This is a genomic window from Bradyrhizobium ivorense (assembly GCF_900696085.1).
GTDB lineage: Bacteria > Pseudomonadota > Alphaproteobacteria > Rhizobiales > Xanthobacteraceae > Bradyrhizobium > Bradyrhizobium ivorense.
Map to the genome: position 1 here is coordinate 600,405 of NZ_CAADFC020000033.1, position 16,382 is coordinate 616,786.

Below are 16,382 nucleotides of genomic sequence, written 5' to 3' on the forward strand. Positions count from 1 at the left end.
AATCCACCTGTCGCTCTAGCTGCACTGACGTAAGGGAGGCATCGGCGGATGGGTTCCCTCCCCCCTTGCGGGGGAGGGTTAGGGAGAGGGGTGCCACACGACGCGCTCTTTCAGCATGCCCGCACAAGCGCGAGAAAGCGCATGATAAACTACAGCCCGGCGCCCTGTTCGATCGCCGCGCCGAACGAGCGGTCGACGATCTCCGCCGCGTTCACCTTCTGCCGGATCAGGCCCCAGCGGTCGTAGAGGTCGATGGTTTTCTGCTCGTCGGCGACCACGCCGTCGTCGATCGGCGCGATGCGGATCTTTGCCCGCGCGAGCCAGTTCAACGGCACCGCCGGCGGGATGTTCATCAGCTTGCCCCAGGTCGCCGCATAGCTCTCGACATTGCCTTGCGACCACGCCCGCGCGGCCGCCAGCCGTCGCACGAAATCCTCGAGCTGCGCGCGCTTGTCCTGGATCGCGTTGGGTGTTGCGACCTGGAAACCGAGGCCCGGCGTCAGGCCATCGGCGGTGATGACCAGGCGCGACTTGAACAGCACCTCCTCCTGGCTGACATAGGGCTCCCAGGTCGACCAGGCGTCGACCGAGCCTTGCGTATAGGCGACCTTGGCGTCCGACGGCGCAAGGAACACGATCTGCACGTCGCTCGCCTGCCAGCCCCGCGCCTCCAGCGCCGCCAGGATCAGCTGGTGGCCGATCGAGCCGCGGCCGGTCGCGATCTTCTTGCCGCGCAGATCGTCAAAGCGCCTGATCGCGGAGTTTTCCGGCACCACGATCGCAAGACCCCCGCGCGACTGCCTGACCGCGGCGATCGCCTTGACCGGAATTTTGGCGGCAGCGGCAAAGGTGAACGGTGCATCGCCAACCAGGCCGGTGTCGATCGCGCCAGCTCCCAGCGCTTCCAGCAGCGGCGCGGCCGCGGCGAATTCCTTCCATTCGATCTTGTAAGGGACGTCCTTCAGCACGCCGGCCGCTTCCATCACGGCCTGCGAATTGCCCTTCTGGTCGCCGACGCGCAGCGTCTGCGCGGCGGCGACGTCGAGACCGGCGAGCGCGAGCGCCGCCGCGACAACAAGCCGGATCATTCGGCGGCAATCCCACGCTGCGCGTCGCGCGCGGCGATCAGCTTGCGCGTCAGCGGGATCAGCTCGCGGCCGTAGTCGATCGCATCGACCAGCGGATCGAAGCCGCGGATCAGGAAGTGGCTGATGCCGAGATCGTAGTAGTCGCCGAACACCTCGGCGACCTGCTCGGGCGTGCCGACCAGCGCGGTGGTGTTGCTGTTGGCGCCGGTGAGCTTTGCGATCTCGGTCCACAACCGCTTGTCGATGCGCGTGCCTTGATCGGCCAGCGCCAGCAGCCGCTTGGCGCCGTCGGTCGCGTGGTTGGGCCGGCGATAACCGGTCTTGTCCTGCAGTGCGGTGGCGCGCTCGAGGATCGCGTCGGCCTTTTTCCACGCCTTCTCCTCGGTGTCGGCGAGAATCGGCCGCACCGACAGGCTGAAGCGCGGCGTCGGACGGCCATGCTTGGCCGCCGCGGCGCGCACCCGCGCGGTGACGTCGCGCACCTGGGCGTAGGATTCGCCCCACAGCGCAAAGGTGTCGGCATGCTTGCCGGCGACCTCGACCGCGGCATCCGAACCGCCGCCGACGAAGGTGTAGATGCCGCCTTTCTGCAACGGCTTCACCTGCGAGAATCCGTTCTCGACGTTGTAATACTTGCCGCTGTAGCTGAACGGCCTTTCGCTGGTCCATTCCAGCCGCACGATGTCCAAAAATTCCTCGGTGCGGGCGTAGCGCTCGTCCTTGTCGTCGAGCGTGTTGCCGTCCTGGCGCAGCTCGATGGCGTTGCCGCCGGTGATGACGTGCAGCGAGACACGGCCGCCATAGAACTGGTCCAGCGTCGCGAGCTGGCGCGCCAGCAGCGTCGGCGCGGTGAAGCCCGGGCGCTGCGCGATCATTACCTTGAGCGTCTTGGTGATGGTCAGCACGTGCTGTGCGACCTGCAACGCATCGGGCGTGGTCGAATGGAACGCGAGCAGCGCGCGATCGAAGCCGGCGAGCTCATGGGCCTTGGCGACCGTCTCGATATAGGGCGGGTCGAGCACCGGACCTGACCGAACGATGGTCTCGGAGGCATTGCTGTTGGTGATGAAGCCGATGAATTCGACCGACATGAAAAACTCCGTTGTTGTTGGCTGTTGTTTCAGACGCCCAGCGCCAGGCGTCCGGCGGAGACACGGGTGGAATCGTCCTGCGGGGTGTGGACGCGGCCGCACAGCACGTCGCGATAATGCCGCTCCAGTGGATTGGTTCGCGACAGGCCGTGGTTGCTGGTCAGCTGCAAGGCGTCCTCCACCGCTTTGACGGCGTTGTTGGTCACGGTCAGCTTGATGATGTTAGACTCGATCGCGGTGAGCTGGAAGCCGTCATCGAAATCGGAGGCAAAGCTCTCGATCAGGCGCGCGTTGATTGCAAGGCGCGCCTCGATACCGCCGACCACCTCCTGCACCCGCGGCAGGCTCGCCAGCGGTGCGCCGAGATTGGCCGGCACCCGCTCCTGCAGGAAGGTCACCAACCAGTCACGCGCCGCGCGGGCGACGCCGTCATAGATCGCGGCGACGAAGATCGCGTGCACGGTGCTTTGCGTGAAGTCCGGAACCTTCCAGTCGTCGGGCTTGCGCACGTCGATCTCGGAATCCAGCGGGAACACCACGTCGTCGAAGACCACGGTGTGGCTGCCGCTGGCGCGCAGCCCGAGATGATCCCACGTCTCCTCGATCCGCGTTCCCGGCAATCCGGCCGGGACCAGAAACAATCCGACCCGCGTCTCCGCCTCGTCGGTCTTGGCCCAGACCGCGTACCATTTCAGGATCGGCGCGCCGGTCGAATAGATCTTCGTGCCGGAGAGCCGCCAGCCGGTCGCGGTGCGCCGCGCAATCGTCGCCGGCAGGCCGCCGCGCGCCGGCGAGCCCAGCTCGGGCTCGACCCGGAGCGCGTTGATCAGCGCCACGCCCTCGACCGTCTCCTTCGCGAGCTTGCGCGAGAGCCGGCCAGGCCAGCGCGTGCTGCGCGCCATCACCAGGTGCTGGATGTAGTGCATCGACAGCACCAGCGCGGTCGACGGATCGGCCTTGCCGATGATGCCGAGCACCCGTGCTGTGTCGCGGGCGCCGGCTCCGATGCCGCCGAGCGCCGCCGGCACCGTCAGCGCCAGCAGTCCCTCGCGCGACAGATCGGCAAAATTCTCGAACGGGAAGCTGGCGTCGCGGTCGTGCGCCGGCGCGCGCGCGGCGATGACATCGGCGAGCTTGAGGGCGCGCGCGATGTGCTCCGGCTCGTAGGCCGGCGGCAGCTCCTTGGCTACGGTGATCACCATGTCGCCTCCAGTCCGAGCAGGCCGAGGATCTGCTTGCGCAGCTCGGCCAGATATGGATCGCCGCGATGCCGCGGATACGGCCGCTGAACGGCGATATCGGCCTTGATCCGCGCCGGACGGTCGGAGAGCACGATGACGCGGTTGGCGAGCACCAGCGCCTCCTCGACATCGTGGGTGACCAGCAGCGTGGTAAAGCCCTTGCGCTGCCACAGCGCCACGATTTCCGACTGCATCGCGATCCTGGTCAATGAGTCGAGCTTGCCGAGCGGCTCGTCGAGCACCAGGATCTTTGGATCGTTGACCAGCGCGCGCGCCAGCGCCACGCGCTGCGCCATGCCGCCGGAAAGCTGGTGCGGATAGGCATTGCGGAACGAGGACAGGCCGACCAGCTCGATGACATCGTCGACCCGGTGCCGCTGCGTCTTCAGGATGCCCTGCGCCTCCAGCCCGAGCGCGACATTGTCCCACACCGAGCGCCACGGAAACAGCGTCGGATCCTGGAACACGACGACGCGCGAGGGATGCGGGCCGGTGATGCGCGCCTCGTCCTCGCGCAGCACGCCAGCGCGCGGCTTCTCCAGCCCGGCGACCAGCCGCAGCAAGGTCGACTTGCCGCAGCCGGACGGGCCGAGCAAGGCGACGAACTCGCCCGGCGCGATCGCGAGGTTGACGTTATCGAGCACCGACAGATCAGCGCCGTCGATGTCGAAAGCGTGGCTGACGCCGTCGATATCGAGCTCGGCGCCGACGGCGGGATAGGTGATCGCTTCAGTTGCGGTTTGAGCTGCGGCCTGCGCTACCATTTGACGACGCCCTTCTGCCAGACCAGCAAGCGGTCGCGGGTGCGGAACAGCAGCGTGATCGCGCCGGAGCACAGCAGCGACATCACGATCAGCGCGGCGTACATGTTGGCATAGGCCGCCCAGCCCTGCGCCCATTGCAGATACCAGCCGAGCCCGGCCTTGACCCCAATCATCTCGGCGACAACAAGCACGGCGAAGGACGAGCCGAGCCCCATGAACAGGCCGACGAACACATGCGGCAGCGCAGCGGGGATCGCGACCTTCAGCACCAGGAACGACGGCTTTGCGCCGAGCGTGCGCGCGACGTCGTAATAGGCGCTGCTCACGCTCGCGACACCGGACCAGGTCAACACCGTGACCGGAAAGCCGGTGGCGAGCGCGATCAGGAAGGTCGAGGCGCTCCAGCTCGACGGAAAGGTGAAGAACGCGATCGGCAGCCAGGCGGTGGCCGGCAGCGGGCCGATGAAGCGCAGCACCGGATGCACCCAGTAGCCGACCTTCTGCGACCAGCCGATCGAGACGCCCGTGACGAAGCCAATTGTCGCGCCGATGATGTAGCCGCCGAGCTGCAGCTTCACCGAGGCGAATACGCTGTCGAGCAGCTTTGGCAGGTCGTCGGTATAGACCTCGAGGATCGCCTGCGGCGGCGGGAAGAACGGCAGCGGCAGCCAGGCGAGTTTTGCGGTGGCGAGCTCCCACAGCGTGACGAAGGCGCCGAACGCGACCAGCCACGGCGCCCGCTTGCGCAGCGCCTCGCCGGCGCCGCCGAGATAATCCGCGCTGACCGTGCCGAACAGGATGAAAGCGGCGATCACGATCGCGCCGATGCCGAGCGACTCGGTCCGCGACCAGTCGCCGACGTCGGGCCAGTACAGACATGACAGCCCGAAGGCGAGCCAGGCCAGGCTCGCGGCGAGACCCACACCGTAGCTGCCGTGGCGCAAATTGATGAACGACGCCGCTGTGCGCGGCGCCGTCGTGTCAGACACTGAATACGTCGACATAGATCCGCTCCGCGAATTTGGCCGTGTCGGTGCTCGCCTTGAACACCTGGACCGATTTCAAATCGTCGGCGTAGCCCTTCAGCTCGCTCTTGAGCACGGCGCCGGTCGGGTGATGGTGATGGGTGTGGTAACGCGCCATCGCCTCGAGGTCGGCGAGGCTCGCCGCCTTCGGCGCGTAGGGCTGGAACGATTTTGCCGCCTTGTCCGGATTCTGCGACGTGAACATCGCGGCATCGAGCAGCGCCTGGGTGACCGCGCGCGCAACAAGCGGCTCCTCGCGTACCAAACTGCCACGCAGGCCGACGATGCAGCAGCTCTTGTCGCGATACTCGCCGTCGAGATTGGAGGCGACCTCCTTGTACTGGGGATCCTTGAGCCAGAGATAGGCCAGCGGATCCGACGACAGGAAGGCCTGCACCTCGCCCTTCTCGACCGCGACGTTGAGCAGGTTGCCGGGATAGGCGCGCCAGTCGACATCCCTGAGCGGATCGATGCCGAGCTTGGACAGCTGGATCGAGAAGAAGTTCTTGTCGGGCCCGGCGAGATCGCCGACCGCGACGATCTTGCCCTTGAGGTCGGCGAGCTTGCCGACGCCGGAATTGGTCCGCGTCAGCACCCGCATGCAGCCGCCATGGGTGCCGGCGGCGATCTTGACGTCAAAGCCCTGCTCCAGCGGTTTGAGCCAGCGCAGCGCCATGCCGAGGCCGGCGTCGCTCTTGCCGGTGGCGATCGCCTCCAGCAGTTGATCGGTCGAGCCAGAATAGTTGACCAGCTCGACGTCGAGGTTCTGCTTCTGGAAGAAGCCGTGATCGATTGCGACCGGCAGCGGCGCAAGGCAGACCGCGCCCGCATTCCACGACAGTTTCAGCTTGCGCGGTGCGCCGGTCAGCGGCGGCGCGTCGGAGGCGGTCTTGCAGATCGGGAATTCCGAGAAGTCGATCGCCGGCGCGATCGGACGCGGGGTGAAGGCCTGCGCGCCGTAAGCCCCGATCGGCGCGGCAAACGCCGCGGCGGCGCCCGCACGCAATAATGCGCGGCGATCCATCACCGTCTTCTTGTTGTCGACAGACATGTTCACTCCTGCATTTCGGCACGCGCGCCGAACGTCTCCGCCTGCGCGCGCCGCCGTCCAAAGCTCATGTTCCAGAAAAAGCGGATTTCTCCGGCGCTATTGCACCAAGCAACGCGCAAATGATGCGGCGCGGCAGGTTCATCGTCAATGAAATGGAATTTCGAATGTTGTCGGCGCGACAGCGTTTCTCACCACGAACACATCGCGCGACGATGAAAGGATTTTTGCCGATGTCAGCGCGCAGACTCGCGACGCAGCGGTTGTCGTTGCATCAAATCTGAGCGCTCTGCGGTCGTCCGCATCAGGTCTTCTACAAACGCTACGTCGGACGAGATCGTCGTTGCTCGCCGGCACGGCAATACAGTTTTCCGTTTCGTTGACGGCGAACCGTTTGCTCATCAACCTGATCGGACGCTGACGCGCTTGTTGCCGGGCAGCGAATGAATCAGAAAGAAAATGGACATGCGCAAACTCGCCCGCTCGGGCTCCTCCCATTCCCTCACCCGCCGCACCACGGCCGTGCTGATCGCGGCCGCGATCGCGCTGTCGACGTCTGTCGCAGCGTTGGCGGCTGACGCCGTCGTGCTGAAGGTCGGCGACCAGAAGGGCGGCAACCGCTCGCTGCTCGAGATCTCCGGCCTCGCCAAGGATCTGCCCTACAAGATCGAATGGTCGGAATTCCCCGCGGCGGCGCCGATCCTCGAGGCGCTCAACGCCGGCGCGCTCGACGTCGGCTATACCGGCGATCTCGCCTTCCTCTCGGTCTACGCCGCCGGCGCGCCGATCAAGGCGGTCGGCGGCACCCGCGCCGACCCGAAGACGCAGGCGATCCTGGTGCGAGCGGATTCGCCGATCAAGTCGGCGGCCGACCTGAAGGGCAAGCGGCTCGCCGGCACCCGCGGCGGCTGGGGCCAGTTCCTGATCGACGCGACGCTGGAGAAGGCCGGCAACAAGATCGAGGACGCGGCCTTCGCGCCGCTCGGCCCGGTCGACGCCAAGATCGCGCTCGTTGCCGGCTCGATCGACGGCTGGGCGGTGTGGGAGCCCTACGTTTCCTACGCGACGCTGAAGGACAAGGCGCGCATCGTCGCCGACGGCGAGGGCCTGACGCCGACTGTCACCTTCATCGTCGCCTCCGACAACGCAATCGCGACCAAGCGCGCGGCGGTGCAGGATCTGGTGCAGCGGCTCAACAAGGCGCGGCTGTGGTCGCTCGACCATCTCGCCGAGTACGCCAAGAACACCGCCGAGCTGACAAAACTGCCGGAGGACGTGCTGCTCGCCGCCTACACCGCGCAGAAGACGAGCCCGATTGCGATCGATGAGGCGGTGGTCAAAGAGGTGCAGGCCGCCTCGGACCGCGCGACGCGCTACGGCATCCTCGGCAAGACGCTGGATGTGAGCAAGGCAGTGCACCGCAGCTTCACGACAGGCGCGAGCGTGAACTGACGGCGCGGCCTCTAACCTCCCCTTGAAAAGGGGAGGTCGGGCTGCGCGGAACGCGCAGACCGGATTGAGATCCTGCCTCCACGAACACCGGCGTTCGCGGAGCGTGACCCCCACCCCACCCTCCCCCTTTCAGGGTGAGGGAGCCAACGAGCGGTGCTCACCTCACCGCGCAACACGGAGACGCCCATGTCCGGTCCGCTCCATCTTGCCCTGATCGTCGCCGCGCATCTGGCCTGCATGACGCTGCTGGTGATGATTTCGCTCTAGGCTCACCCGTCATGGCATACGCACAACGATCAGTGTTTGTGGTGGAGACTCGCCAGGCCGCCGCATTCGCGTTCGAGGCGGCGAGCCTGGCGCAGGCGCAGGCGCTGCTCCAGGCACCATGGCTCGCCGCTGCGCTTGATGATTTCCTGCGCCGGCGCCGCGCATCTGAATGGTGCGAGCACGCCCGCATCCGCGCCGCCACGACCGCGGAGGCCGCGCTCTATCGCGGCCTGGCCGACGAGCTTGCCGACGGCTCCGGTCGCTTTCTGGTCGCGGAACTGCCCGACGAGACGAACGAGCCCTAGCGAACTGCATGTGTCAAGGCTTCGGAACGGACCGCCGCCTTAAGAATGCGATGGTTCACTCCGTCTTCCATTCCGCATCGAAGACGTTGATCGCCTTCGGGATCAGCTTGAGGCGGGTGAAGACGTCGGCGATCTTCTGCTGCTCGGCGAGCACGGCGGCATCCACCCGACGGGCGCCAAGCTCGGCACGGTTGACCGAGCGTTCGATGATGTCGGCGGGAAGGCCGATCTTCGGGCTGAGCTCGGCGGCGTACTGCTTGCGATTGTCCCTGATCCAGACATCGATCTCGTCGATCGCCGCCAGCACTGTGGTCAGCACCTTCGGGTTCTCCTCCGCAATCGCGCGCGCGGCGATGTAGAAGGAGACGTTGGCGGCAAGCCCGGTCGCATCCGCGACGCTGCGGGCGCCGAGGCCAATTTCCGCCGCGGCATAATAGGGATCCCAGATCACCCAGGCATCCACCGCGCCGCGTTCGAACGCCGCCCGCGCATCCGCCGGGGCGAGATAGACCGGCTCGATATCCTGATAGGTCAGGCCATTGGCCTCCAGCGCGCGCACCAGGAAGTAGTTGACGTTGGATCCCTTGTTCAGCGCGACGCGCTTCTTGCGCAGGTCAGCAATCGTCTTGATCGGGCTGTCCTTGGGAACGATGATCGCCTCGTTGCGGGGCGAGGCCGGCTCGTATCCGGCGTAAACGATGCTGGCGCCGGCGGCCTGCGCGAAGATCGGCGGCGCCTCGCCCACCGGGCCGAAATCGGCCGCGCCGATGTTCAGGGATTCGAGCAGTTGCGGACCGGCCTGGAATTCGTTCCAGCTTACGGTCCAGCCGAGCGGTGCCAGCTTCCGCTCGAGAATGCCGCGCTCCTTGAGAAAGATCAGATTGCCGCCACCCTTCTGGAATGCGACGCGAAACACTTTGTCCCTGGCTTGCGCGGATGGCAGCGCGTTCCAGCCTGCGAGCAAGCCGGCGATCGCCAGCGCGAGACCTCGACCCAGCCAATTTCGCATGCTCGCTTTCCCCTTCGAAAGACAGTAAGGATGAGAAAGCGTGTTTGATTTTGCCGATCGCAGCAATTTCAAAGATCGACGGTTTCCGGCTCAAGCGTTTCACGCAGCATCGGTGCGGAAGAATTTCTTCGCCGCCCGCAACGACAACAGGGAGAGAGAACCATGCAGCTATCGATGAAGGACCGCGTCGCGGTGGTGACCGGCGGCAGCAAGGGCATCGGGATCGCGGTGGCGCGGCGGTTTGCCGAGTCCGGCGCCAAGGTCGCGATCCTCGCCCGCGGCGCCGCCGATCTCGCGGCCGCGCGCGAGGCGCTCGCCAAAGACGGGCTCGCGGTGCGCGATTATGTCTGCGACGTCTCCAAGGCGGCCGACATCAAGGCCGCCCACGACAGGATCATCGCCGATTTCGGCAAGATCGACGTGCTCGTCAACAATGCCGGCACGGCGCGCACGCTGGCGTTCGAGAACATCAGCGACGAGGCCTGGCAGGAGGATTTTGACCTCAAACTGTTCGCGGCAATCCGCTTCAGCCGGCTGGTCTGGGGCGGCATGAAGCAGCGCAAATGGGGCCGCATCATCAATGTGCTCAACACCTTCGCCAAGGCGCCGGCCGGCAATTCGGCGCCGACCTCGGTGTCGCGCGCGGCCGGCATGGCGCTGACCAAGGTGATGGCCAACGAAGGCGGCGAGCACAACATCCTGGTGAATGCGCTCTTGGTCGGCCTGATCATGAGCGATCAATGGGTCAAGCGCCACGCCGCCACGGCGCCGAACACGGATTTCGGGGAGTTCGCGAAGGGCCTCGCCAAGGGCACGCCGCTCGGCCGCATCGGCACGGCGGAAGAATTCGCCAACCTCGCCTGCCTGCTCGCCTCGGAGCAAGGCTCCTACATCACCGGCACCGCCATCAATGTCGATGGCGGCCGATCGCCGGTTGTCTGAGCGACGTCACATAGGGTGCGGCTTCCTTCACCTCTCCCCGCACGCGGGGAGAGGGAGCCCGCCCAGCTTGCGATGTGACCACGCAAGTCGTCGCTCAAAAGCAAAAGGCCTCCGTCACCGGAGGCCTTTCGATCTTAAACCGCGTCCTTGGCGGCCTTGACCGGCCGGGCGCGGACGATCTTCCGGGCCGGCTTGGCCTTGAACATCATCTCTTCGCCCGTGAAGGGGTTGGTGCCCTTGCGCGCCTTGGTCGCAGGCTTCTTGACCACGACGAACTTGGCGAAGCCGGGGACGAGGAACACCCCGCTCTTCTTCAGCTCCTTGTGGCCGACATCGACCAGTGAGTCCAAGACGTTCTTGACGTCGCGCTTGGAAAGTTCGGTGGTGGTCGCGATCTTCTCGATCACTTGCGACTTCGACAATTGGGTAGCCATGGTTGCTCCATTGATTCTGGAGTTGGCACGATATGGCGGAAAACGCCGAAAAAAACAGGGTTTTCTGCACTCCCCACAGCAATATCGCTGTGGAAAGCCCCCGAATCAGCAATTTTTTCGCGGTTTTTCCAAGTCAAGGCACTTCCGACCCCTGAAATTACAGGGTTTTGCGCGCCTTCCCGCGTACGGCGATGCGCCCTGGAGCGAATCAAAATGCGCCGCTCGGGCGCGCGAGCGCGCAGGCGCAATGCGAGTTGCCGAGCGGTGCGCTGCGCCACTTCAGGTTTCGAAAACGATCGTCCAAAAGGCCGAGCCATTAGAAAATGACTCGGGTTCCCAATCCAAGGTAACATCGGCCGAAGCCCGCCGCCGCCAGCCGGCGGGCCGCTTATGTAAGCGTCGATGTAGCTTTGGAGACCAGCGTATGGATTTGACCCGCCTCGAGATCAACCGCCGCACCGCCCTTTTGACCTCGGCCGCGATCGCGGCCAACGTCATCAATCCGATGCGGGCTTTTGCGCAGGAGGCCCCGCGCAAGGGCGGCGTGTTCAACGTCCACTACGGCGCCGAGCAGCGCCAGCTCAATCCGAGCATCCAGGCCTCCACCGGCGTCTACATCATCGGCGGCAAGATTCAGGAGAATCTGGTCGACCTCGACGCCAACGGCCAGCCGGTCGGCGTGCTGGCCGAGAGCTGGGAGGCTGCGCCTGACGGCAAGACCGTCACCTTCAAGCTGCGCAAGGGCGTGACCTGGCACGACAGCAAGCCGTTCACCTCTGATGACGTCGCCTTCACCGCGATGAACATGTGGAAGAAGATCCTCAACTACGGATCGACGCTGCAGCTATTCCTGACCGCGGTCGACACCCCCGATCCGCAGACCGCGATCTTCCGCTACGAGCGGCCGATGCCGCTCAACCTGTTGCTGCGCGCCCTGCCCGATCTCGGCTACGTCTCCGCCAAGCATCTCTATGAGAGCGGCGACATCAGGCAGAACCCGACCAACCTCGCCCCGGTCGGCACCGGCCCGTTCAAATTCGTCAAATATGAGCGCGGGCAGTATATCATCGCCGACCGCAACCCGGATTACTGGCGGCCGAACGCGCCCTATCTCGATCGCATCGTCTGGAAGGTGATCACCGACCGCGCGGCCGCGGCGGCGCAGATGGAGGCCGGCGAGCTGCATTATAGCCCGTTCTCCGGGCTGACCATCTCGGACATGGCGCGGCTTTCCAAGGACAAGCGCTTCGTCGTCTCGACCAAGGGCAATGAGGGCAACGCTCGCACCAACACCATCGAGTTCAACTTCCGCCGCAAGGAATTGTCCGACATCCGCGTCCGCCGCGCCATCGCGCACGCGATCAACGTGCCGTTCTTCATCGACAACTTCCTCGGCGACTTTGCAAAACTCGGCACCGGGCCGATCCCCTCGATCTCGACCGACTTTTATCCCGGGCCGAACACGCCGCAATACCCTTACGACAAAGCCAAGGCGATCGCGCTGCTCGACGAGGCTGGCTTCAAGGCCTCCGGCGGCAACCGCTTCACGCTAAAGCTGTTGCCGGCGCCGTGGGGCGAGGACATCTCGCTGTGGTCGACCTTCATCCAGCAGTCGCTGGGAGAAGTCGGCATCCAGGTCGACATCGTGCGCAACGACGGCGGCGGCTTCCTCAAGCAGGTCTATGACGAACACGCCTTCGACCTCGCCACCGGCTGGCACCAGTACCGCAACGATCCCGCGGTCTCGACCACGGTGTGGTACCGCTCCGGCCAGCCCAAGGGGGCGCCCTGGACCAACCAGTGGGGCTGGGAGGACAAGACCGTCGACGGCACCATCGACAATGCCCTCACCGAGCTCGACCCGGTCAAGCGCAAGGCGCTCTATGCCGAGTTCGTCAAGGAGGTGAACACCGAGCTGCCGGTCTGGATGCCGATCGAGCAGATCTTCGTCACCGTGATCACGGCCAAGGCGCGCAACCACTCCAACACCCCGCGCTGGGGCTCGACCAGCTGGCACGATCTCTGGCTTTCCGCGTGAGGCGATCTGACGCTCGCGGCGGTGTCTCCTTCCCCCTCTCCCCGTTCTTCACGGGGAGAGGGTCGGGGTGAGGGGCTCTCTCCACCAGATAAGTCCATCGATAGACCTGTACCCCCTCACCCGGATCGCATCTTGCGATGCGATCCGACCTCTCCCCGCAGGCGGGGAGAGGTGACGGAGAAGCCCGAGCCAATCTGATCCGAACCGGTGTCCACTTCGTTCGAAACCGCTATAGATAACCGATGCGCATCTTGAGCCTTGCGGGGCGGCGGCTGGCCGCCTCGATCCCGACCCTGTTCCTGATCCTGATCGGCGTGTTCCTGCTGCTGCAGCTGGCGCCAGGCGACACCGTCGACGCGCTGATGGCGCAGATGGGCGGCGGCGATGCCGCGACCGCAAAACAGCTGCGCGAGTTCTATGGGCTCGACCTCTCGGTTCCGGCGCAGCTTGCCAATTACCTGTGGCGGCTGGTGCGGCTCGACCTCGGCTTCTCCTCGATCTACGGCAAGCCGGTGGCGACCGTGATCCTGGAGCGGCTGCCGCCGACCATCCTGCTGATGATGGCGTCGCTGTCGTTCGCGTTCTTCTTCGGCCTGGTGTTCGGCGTGATCGCATCGCGCGGCGTCAACCGCTGGCCGGATACGCTGATCTCGACGCTCGGCCTGATCTTCTACGCCACGCCCTCGTTCTGGTTCGGCCTGATGGCGATCGTGGTGTTCTCGGTCTACCTGCAATGGCTGCCGCCGGGCGGTTTTGAGGACATCGGCACGGTGCAGACCGGAATCTGGCGCGTGCTCGACATCGCCGCCCACCTGGTGCTGCCGACGCTGACGCTCGGGCTGATCTTCCTCGCGATTTACCTGCGCATCATGCGCGCCTCGATGCTGGAGGTGCTGAATCTCGACTTCGTGCGCACCGCGCGCGCCAAGGGCCTGGACGAGACCCATGTCATCACCCGCCACGTGCTGCGCAACGCCCTGCTGCCGATGGTGACGCTGATCGGCCTGCAGGCCGGCACCATGCTCGGCGGCTCGGTGGTGGTCGAAAGCGTGTTCTCGCTGCCCGGTCTCGGCCGCCTCGCCTATGAATCCGTGGTGCAGCGCGACCTCAACACCCTGCTCGGCATCGTGTTCGTCTCGGCGCTGCTCGTCATCACCGTGAACTTCGTCGTCGACCTGCTCTACGCGCGGCTCGATCCGCGCATCGCGGCGGAGGGCTGACGATGGACGCAATGAACCGCTACTTCCGCAGCCCGGCCGCCGTGATCGGCCTGATCCTGCTGCTGCTCGTGATCGCGATGGCGGTCAGCGCTGGCTTCCTCTACCCGCGCGATCCGCTGGCGCTGGCGGGACGGCCGCTGATCTGGCCGTTCTCCAACCCGCGCTTCCTGCTCGGCACCGACAATTCCGGACGCGATATCGCCGCGCAGATCTTCTACGGCGCGCGCATCTCGCTCTTGATCGGCGGCGTCGCCACCGCGATCGCGATCCTGATCGGCATCCTGGTCGGCGCCTTCGCCGGCTATTACGGCGGCTGGGTCGACAATGTCCTGATGCGGATCACGGAGGCGTTCCAGACCCTGCCGAACTTCGTGCTGCTGCTGGTCTTGGTCGCGGTGTTCGGCTCGACCCTGACCACGGTGACGATCGCGGTCGGCGTGGTGTCGTGGCCGGCGCCGGCGCGGCTGACCCGCGCCGAGTTCCTGTCGCTGCGCAACCGTGAATTCGTCCAGGCCGGCAAGACCCTCGGCATGCGGGACGTGCAGCTGATCCTCGGCGAGATCCTGCCCAACGCGCTGCCGCCGGTCATCGTGTATGCCAGCGTGGTGATGGCGGTCGCGATCCTCCTGGAGAGCGCGCTTGCTTTCTTAAGGCTGTCCGATCCCAACGTCGCCTCCTGGGGCAATCTAATCGGGCTCGGCCGCGACGTGCTCCGCGTGCAGTGGTATGTCTCGGCGATCCCCGGCATTGCGATCCTGGTCACCGTGCTCGCGGTGTCGCTGGTCGGCCAGGGCCTCAACGATGCGCTCAATCCGAGGCTGAAGAGCCGATGAGCGACACCGTCCTTTCGCTCGATCGGCTGACCGTGCGGCTGCCCAGAGGCGCCGACCGGCCGCATGCGCTGTCCGATGTGTCGCTGTCGGTCGCGTCAAACGAGATCCTCTGCGTGGTCGGTGAATCCGGCTCCGGCAAATCGATGATGGCCAACACCATCATGCGGCTGTTGCCGAACGAGGTGAGCATCGAACAGGGCCGGATGATGTTCGACGGCCACGACCTCTGCGCCGCCGACCCGTCCGAGATGCGCGATGTGCGCGGCGCCGGCATCGCGATGATTTTTCAGGAGCCGATGACCGCGCTCAATCCGCTGCGCACCATCGGCGACCAGATCGGCGAGATGTTTGCGATCCACACACAACTCTCGAAGGCCGAGATCGCGGCACGGGTGCAGGCGCTGCTCGAGGACGTCCGGATTCCCGATCCGAAGGCCGCGGCAAAGGCCTATCCGCACGAGCTCTCCGGCGGCCAGCGCCAGCGCGCCATGATCGCGATGGCGCTGGCGCTCGATCCGAAGCTGCTGATCGCGGACGAGCCGACCACCGCGCTCGACGTCACCACGCAGGCGCAGATCTTGAAACTGATCCGCGATCTGCAGCAGCGCAAGAAGACGGCGGTGCTGTTCATCACCCACGATTTCGGCGTGGTCGCCGAGATCGCCGACCGCGTTGTGGTGATGCAGCATGGCGTGATCGTCGAACAGGGCGCGGCGGAGAAGGTGCTGAACGATCCGCAGCATGCTTACACAAAACAGCTGATCGCGGCCGTTCCACCGCTGAAGGCGCCGGCGCCGCGGCTGCTCTCCGGCAAGAGCATCCTGACCATCGACGGCGTCTCAAAAACCTACCGTACCGGCGGCTTCCTCGGCCGCGGCGCCCGGGTCACGGACGCCGTGAAGAACGTATCGCTGCATTTGCCGCGCGGCGCGACGCTCGGCATCGTCGGCGAGTCCGGTTCGGGCAAATCGACGCTGGCGCGCTGCATCGTCCGGCTGATCGATCCCGACGCCGGATCGATCCGGCTCGACGGCAGGGACTGGGCCAAGCTCACGCGCGATGAAGTGCGCGGCGAGACCCGCCACATCCAGATGGTGTTCCAGGATCCGTTCGCCTCGCTCAACCCGCGCCGCAAGGCGGCCGAACTGGTGGCGCAGGGACCGATCGTGCACGGCACCGACCGCGCCACCGCGATTGTGGAAGCGCGAAAGCTGTTCGAGCTTGTCGGCCTCGATCCGTCCGCCGGCGATCGCTACCCGCACGAATTCTCCGGCGGCCAGCGGCAACGCATCGGGCTCGCCCGGGCACTGGCGTTGAAGCCGGACGTGCTGGTTGCCGACGAGCCGGTCTCGGCGCTCGATGTCTCGGTGCAGGCGCAGGTGCTGAAACTGCTCGCGGGGCTGCGGCAGCAGCTCGGCCTCTCCATCATCTTCATCACCCACGATCTGCGGGTCGCCGCGCAGATCTGCGATCTCGTCGCCGTGATGAAGGATGGCGCCGTGGTCGAGCAAGGCCTGACGGCCGAGGTGTTCGGCAACCCGCAGCATCCCTACACGCAGGCGCTGCTGTCGGCGATCCCCGGCGGCGCGTTCGCGCGCGAGCACGGCACCGCAACCGTGTAGCCG

The 16,382-nt window shown here is 65.7% G+C and carries 16 protein-coding genes; 7 read left to right on the top strand and 9 right to left on the bottom strand.

Annotated elements, in window-relative coordinates; genetic code table 11:
• Positions 1 to 149 precede the first annotated feature (149 nt).
• The 7 genes from CI41S_RS41185 to CI41S_RS41215 all read right to left on the bottom strand — a co-directional run bounded on the left by CI41S_RS41185 (position 150) and on the right by CI41S_RS41215 (position 6,659).
• Positions 150 to 1,088: an ABC transporter substrate-binding protein gene (locus CI41S_RS41185; RefSeq protein ID WP_139864657.1), complete on the bottom strand. Its 939-nt coding sequence runs from the start codon at positions 1,086 to 1,088 to the stop codon at positions 150 to 152.
• Complete coding sequence (locus tag CI41S_RS41190) at positions 1,085 to 2,179, bottom strand: LLM class flavin-dependent oxidoreductase (protein WP_139864658.1); 1,095 nt, start codon at positions 2,177 to 2,179, stop codon at positions 1,085 to 1,087. Before CI41S_RS41190 ends, CI41S_RS41185 begins: the two co-directional genes overlap by 4 nt.
• A 29-nt stretch (positions 2,180 to 2,208) precedes the next feature.
• Complete coding sequence (locus tag CI41S_RS41195; RefSeq protein ID WP_139864659.1) at positions 2,209 to 3,381, bottom strand: acyl-CoA dehydrogenase family protein; 1,173 nt, start codon at positions 3,379 to 3,381, stop codon at positions 2,209 to 2,211.
• Positions 3,375 to 4,184 carry an ABC transporter ATP-binding protein gene (locus tag CI41S_RS41200; RefSeq protein ID WP_139864660.1) on the bottom strand — a complete coding sequence of 270 codons (810 nt, stop codon included), beginning with the start codon at positions 4,182 to 4,184 and terminating at the stop codon, positions 3,375 to 3,377. Before CI41S_RS41200 ends, CI41S_RS41195 begins: the two co-directional genes overlap by 7 nt.
• Positions 4,178 to 5,188: an ABC transporter permease gene (locus CI41S_RS41205; protein WP_139864661.1), complete on the bottom strand. Its 1,011-nt coding sequence runs from the start codon at positions 5,186 to 5,188 to the stop codon at positions 4,178 to 4,180. The genes CI41S_RS41200 and CI41S_RS41205 overlap by 7 nt, the downstream gene beginning before the upstream one ends.
• On the bottom strand, positions 5,166 to 6,260 hold the full coding sequence (locus CI41S_RS41210) for an ABC transporter substrate-binding protein (RefSeq protein WP_139864662.1): 1,095 nt from the start codon (positions 6,258 to 6,260) through the stop codon (positions 5,166 to 5,168). Before CI41S_RS41210 ends, CI41S_RS41205 begins: the two co-directional genes overlap by 23 nt.
• Before the next feature lie 144 nt (positions 6,261 to 6,404).
• On the bottom strand, positions 6,405 to 6,659 hold the full coding sequence (locus CI41S_RS41215) for a hypothetical protein (RefSeq protein ID WP_139864663.1): 255 nt from the start codon (positions 6,657 to 6,659) through the stop codon (positions 6,405 to 6,407).
• A gap of 63 nt (positions 6,660 to 6,722) precedes the next feature.
• On the opposite strand from CI41S_RS41215, the gene CI41S_RS41220 reads away from it, so the two are divergent.
• Both CI41S_RS41220 and CI41S_RS41225 read left to right on the top strand, forming a co-directional pair.
• Entirely contained in the window at positions 6,723 to 7,709 is a 987-nt protein-coding gene (locus CI41S_RS41220; RefSeq protein ID WP_139864664.1) for an ABC transporter substrate-binding protein, read from the top strand.
• Between the two features lie 278 nt (positions 7,710 to 7,987).
• A complete protein-coding gene (locus CI41S_RS41225; protein ID WP_139864665.1) occupies positions 7,988 to 8,281 on the top strand; it encodes a hypothetical protein in 294 nt (97 codons plus the stop codon).
• A 55-nt stretch (positions 8,282 to 8,336) separates the two neighbouring features.
• On the opposite strand, the gene CI41S_RS41230 is transcribed toward CI41S_RS41225, so the two are convergent.
• Positions 8,337 to 9,290, bottom strand: a complete 954-nt coding sequence (locus tag CI41S_RS41230) for a sulfonate ABC transporter substrate-binding protein (RefSeq protein WP_210242739.1) — start codon at positions 9,288 to 9,290, stop codon at positions 8,337 to 8,339.
• Positions 9,291 to 9,452: 162 nt separating this feature from the next.
• On the opposite strand from CI41S_RS41230, the gene CI41S_RS41235 reads away from it, so the two are divergent.
• Positions 9,453 to 10,232, top strand: a complete 780-nt coding sequence (locus CI41S_RS41235; protein ID WP_139864666.1) for an SDR family oxidoreductase — start codon at positions 9,453 to 9,455, stop codon at positions 10,230 to 10,232.
• A 134-nt stretch (positions 10,233 to 10,366) separates the two neighbouring features.
• Here the strand turns inward: CI41S_RS41235 and CI41S_RS41240 are convergent, their stop codons facing one another.
• A complete protein-coding gene (locus tag CI41S_RS41240; RefSeq protein WP_139481669.1) occupies positions 10,367 to 10,666 on the bottom strand; it encodes an HU family DNA-binding protein in 300 nt (99 codons plus the stop codon).
• Positions 10,667 to 11,090: 424 nt separating this feature from the next.
• Here CI41S_RS41240 and CI41S_RS41250 point away from each other — a divergent pair, with 424 nt between their 5' ends.
• The 4 genes from CI41S_RS41250 to CI41S_RS41265 all read left to right on the top strand — a co-directional run bounded on the left by CI41S_RS41250 (position 11,091) and on the right by CI41S_RS41265 (position 16,379).
• A complete protein-coding gene (locus CI41S_RS41250; protein ID WP_139864668.1) occupies positions 11,091 to 12,704 on the top strand; it encodes an ABC transporter substrate-binding protein in 1,614 nt (537 codons plus the stop codon).
• 242 nt (positions 12,705 to 12,946) lie between these two features.
• Complete coding sequence (locus tag CI41S_RS41255) at positions 12,947 to 13,924, top strand: ABC transporter permease (protein ID WP_139864669.1); 978 nt, start codon at positions 12,947 to 12,949, stop codon at positions 13,922 to 13,924.
• A 2-nt stretch (positions 13,925 to 13,926) separates the two neighbouring features.
• A complete protein-coding gene (locus CI41S_RS41260; RefSeq protein WP_139864670.1) occupies positions 13,927 to 14,757 on the top strand; it encodes an ABC transporter permease in 831 nt (276 codons plus the stop codon).
• Positions 14,754 to 16,379 carry an ABC transporter ATP-binding protein gene (locus CI41S_RS41265; protein WP_139864671.1) on the top strand — a complete coding sequence of 542 codons (1,626 nt, stop codon included), beginning with the start codon at positions 14,754 to 14,756 and terminating at the stop codon, positions 16,377 to 16,379. Before CI41S_RS41260 ends, CI41S_RS41265 begins: the two co-directional genes overlap by 4 nt.
• Positions 16,380 to 16,382 lie beyond the last annotated feature (3 nt).

Excerpts from the sequence above, each read along its gene's own strand:
- CI41S_RS41205 (WP_139864661.1), bottom strand. The coding sequence starts at position 5,188 with ATGTCGACGTATTCAGTGTCTGACACGACGGCGCCGCGCACAGCGGCG.
- CI41S_RS41200 (WP_139864660.1), bottom strand. The coding sequence starts at position 4,184 with ATGGTAGCGCAGGCCGCAGCTCAAACCGCAACTGAAGCGATCACCTAT.
- CI41S_RS41240 (WP_139481669.1), bottom strand. The coding sequence starts at position 10,666 with ATGGCTACCCAATTGTCGAAGTCGCAAGTGATCGAGAAGATCGCGACC.
- CI41S_RS41225 (WP_139864665.1), top strand. The coding sequence starts at position 7,988 with ATGGCATACGCACAACGATCAGTGTTTGTGGTGGAGACTCGCCAGGCC.
- CI41S_RS41220 (WP_139864664.1), top strand. The coding sequence starts at position 6,723 with ATGCGCAAACTCGCCCGCTCGGGCTCCTCCCATTCCCTCACCCGCCGC.
- CI41S_RS41265 (WP_139864671.1), top strand. The coding sequence starts at position 14,754 with ATGAGCGACACCGTCCTTTCGCTCGATCGGCTGACCGTGCGGCTGCCC.
- CI41S_RS41260 (WP_139864670.1), top strand. The coding sequence starts at position 13,927 with ATGGACGCAATGAACCGCTACTTCCGCAGCCCGGCCGCCGTGATCGGC.
- CI41S_RS41215 (WP_139864663.1), bottom strand. The coding sequence starts at position 6,659 with ATGAGCAAACGGTTCGCCGTCAACGAAACGGAAAACTGTATTGCCGTG.
- CI41S_RS41195 (WP_139864659.1), bottom strand. The coding sequence starts at position 3,381 with ATGGTGATCACCGTAGCCAAGGAGCTGCCGCCGGCCTACGAGCCGGAG.
- CI41S_RS41230 (WP_210242739.1), bottom strand. The coding sequence starts at position 9,290 with ATGCGAAATTGGCTGGGTCGAGGTCTCGCGCTGGCGATCGCCGGCTTG.
- CI41S_RS41250 (WP_139864668.1), top strand. The coding sequence starts at position 11,091 with ATGGATTTGACCCGCCTCGAGATCAACCGCCGCACCGCCCTTTTGACC.
- CI41S_RS41255 (WP_139864669.1), top strand. The coding sequence starts at position 12,947 with ATGCGCATCTTGAGCCTTGCGGGGCGGCGGCTGGCCGCCTCGATCCCG.
- CI41S_RS41185 (WP_139864657.1), bottom strand. The coding sequence starts at position 1,088 with ATGATCCGGCTTGTTGTCGCGGCGGCGCTCGCGCTCGCCGGTCTCGAC.
- CI41S_RS41235 (WP_139864666.1), top strand. The coding sequence starts at position 9,453 with ATGCAGCTATCGATGAAGGACCGCGTCGCGGTGGTGACCGGCGGCAGC.
- CI41S_RS41210 (WP_139864662.1), bottom strand. The coding sequence starts at position 6,260 with ATGTCTGTCGACAACAAGAAGACGGTGATGGATCGCCGCGCATTATTG.
- CI41S_RS41190 (WP_139864658.1), bottom strand. The coding sequence starts at position 2,179 with ATGTCGGTCGAATTCATCGGCTTCATCACCAACAGCAATGCCTCCGAG.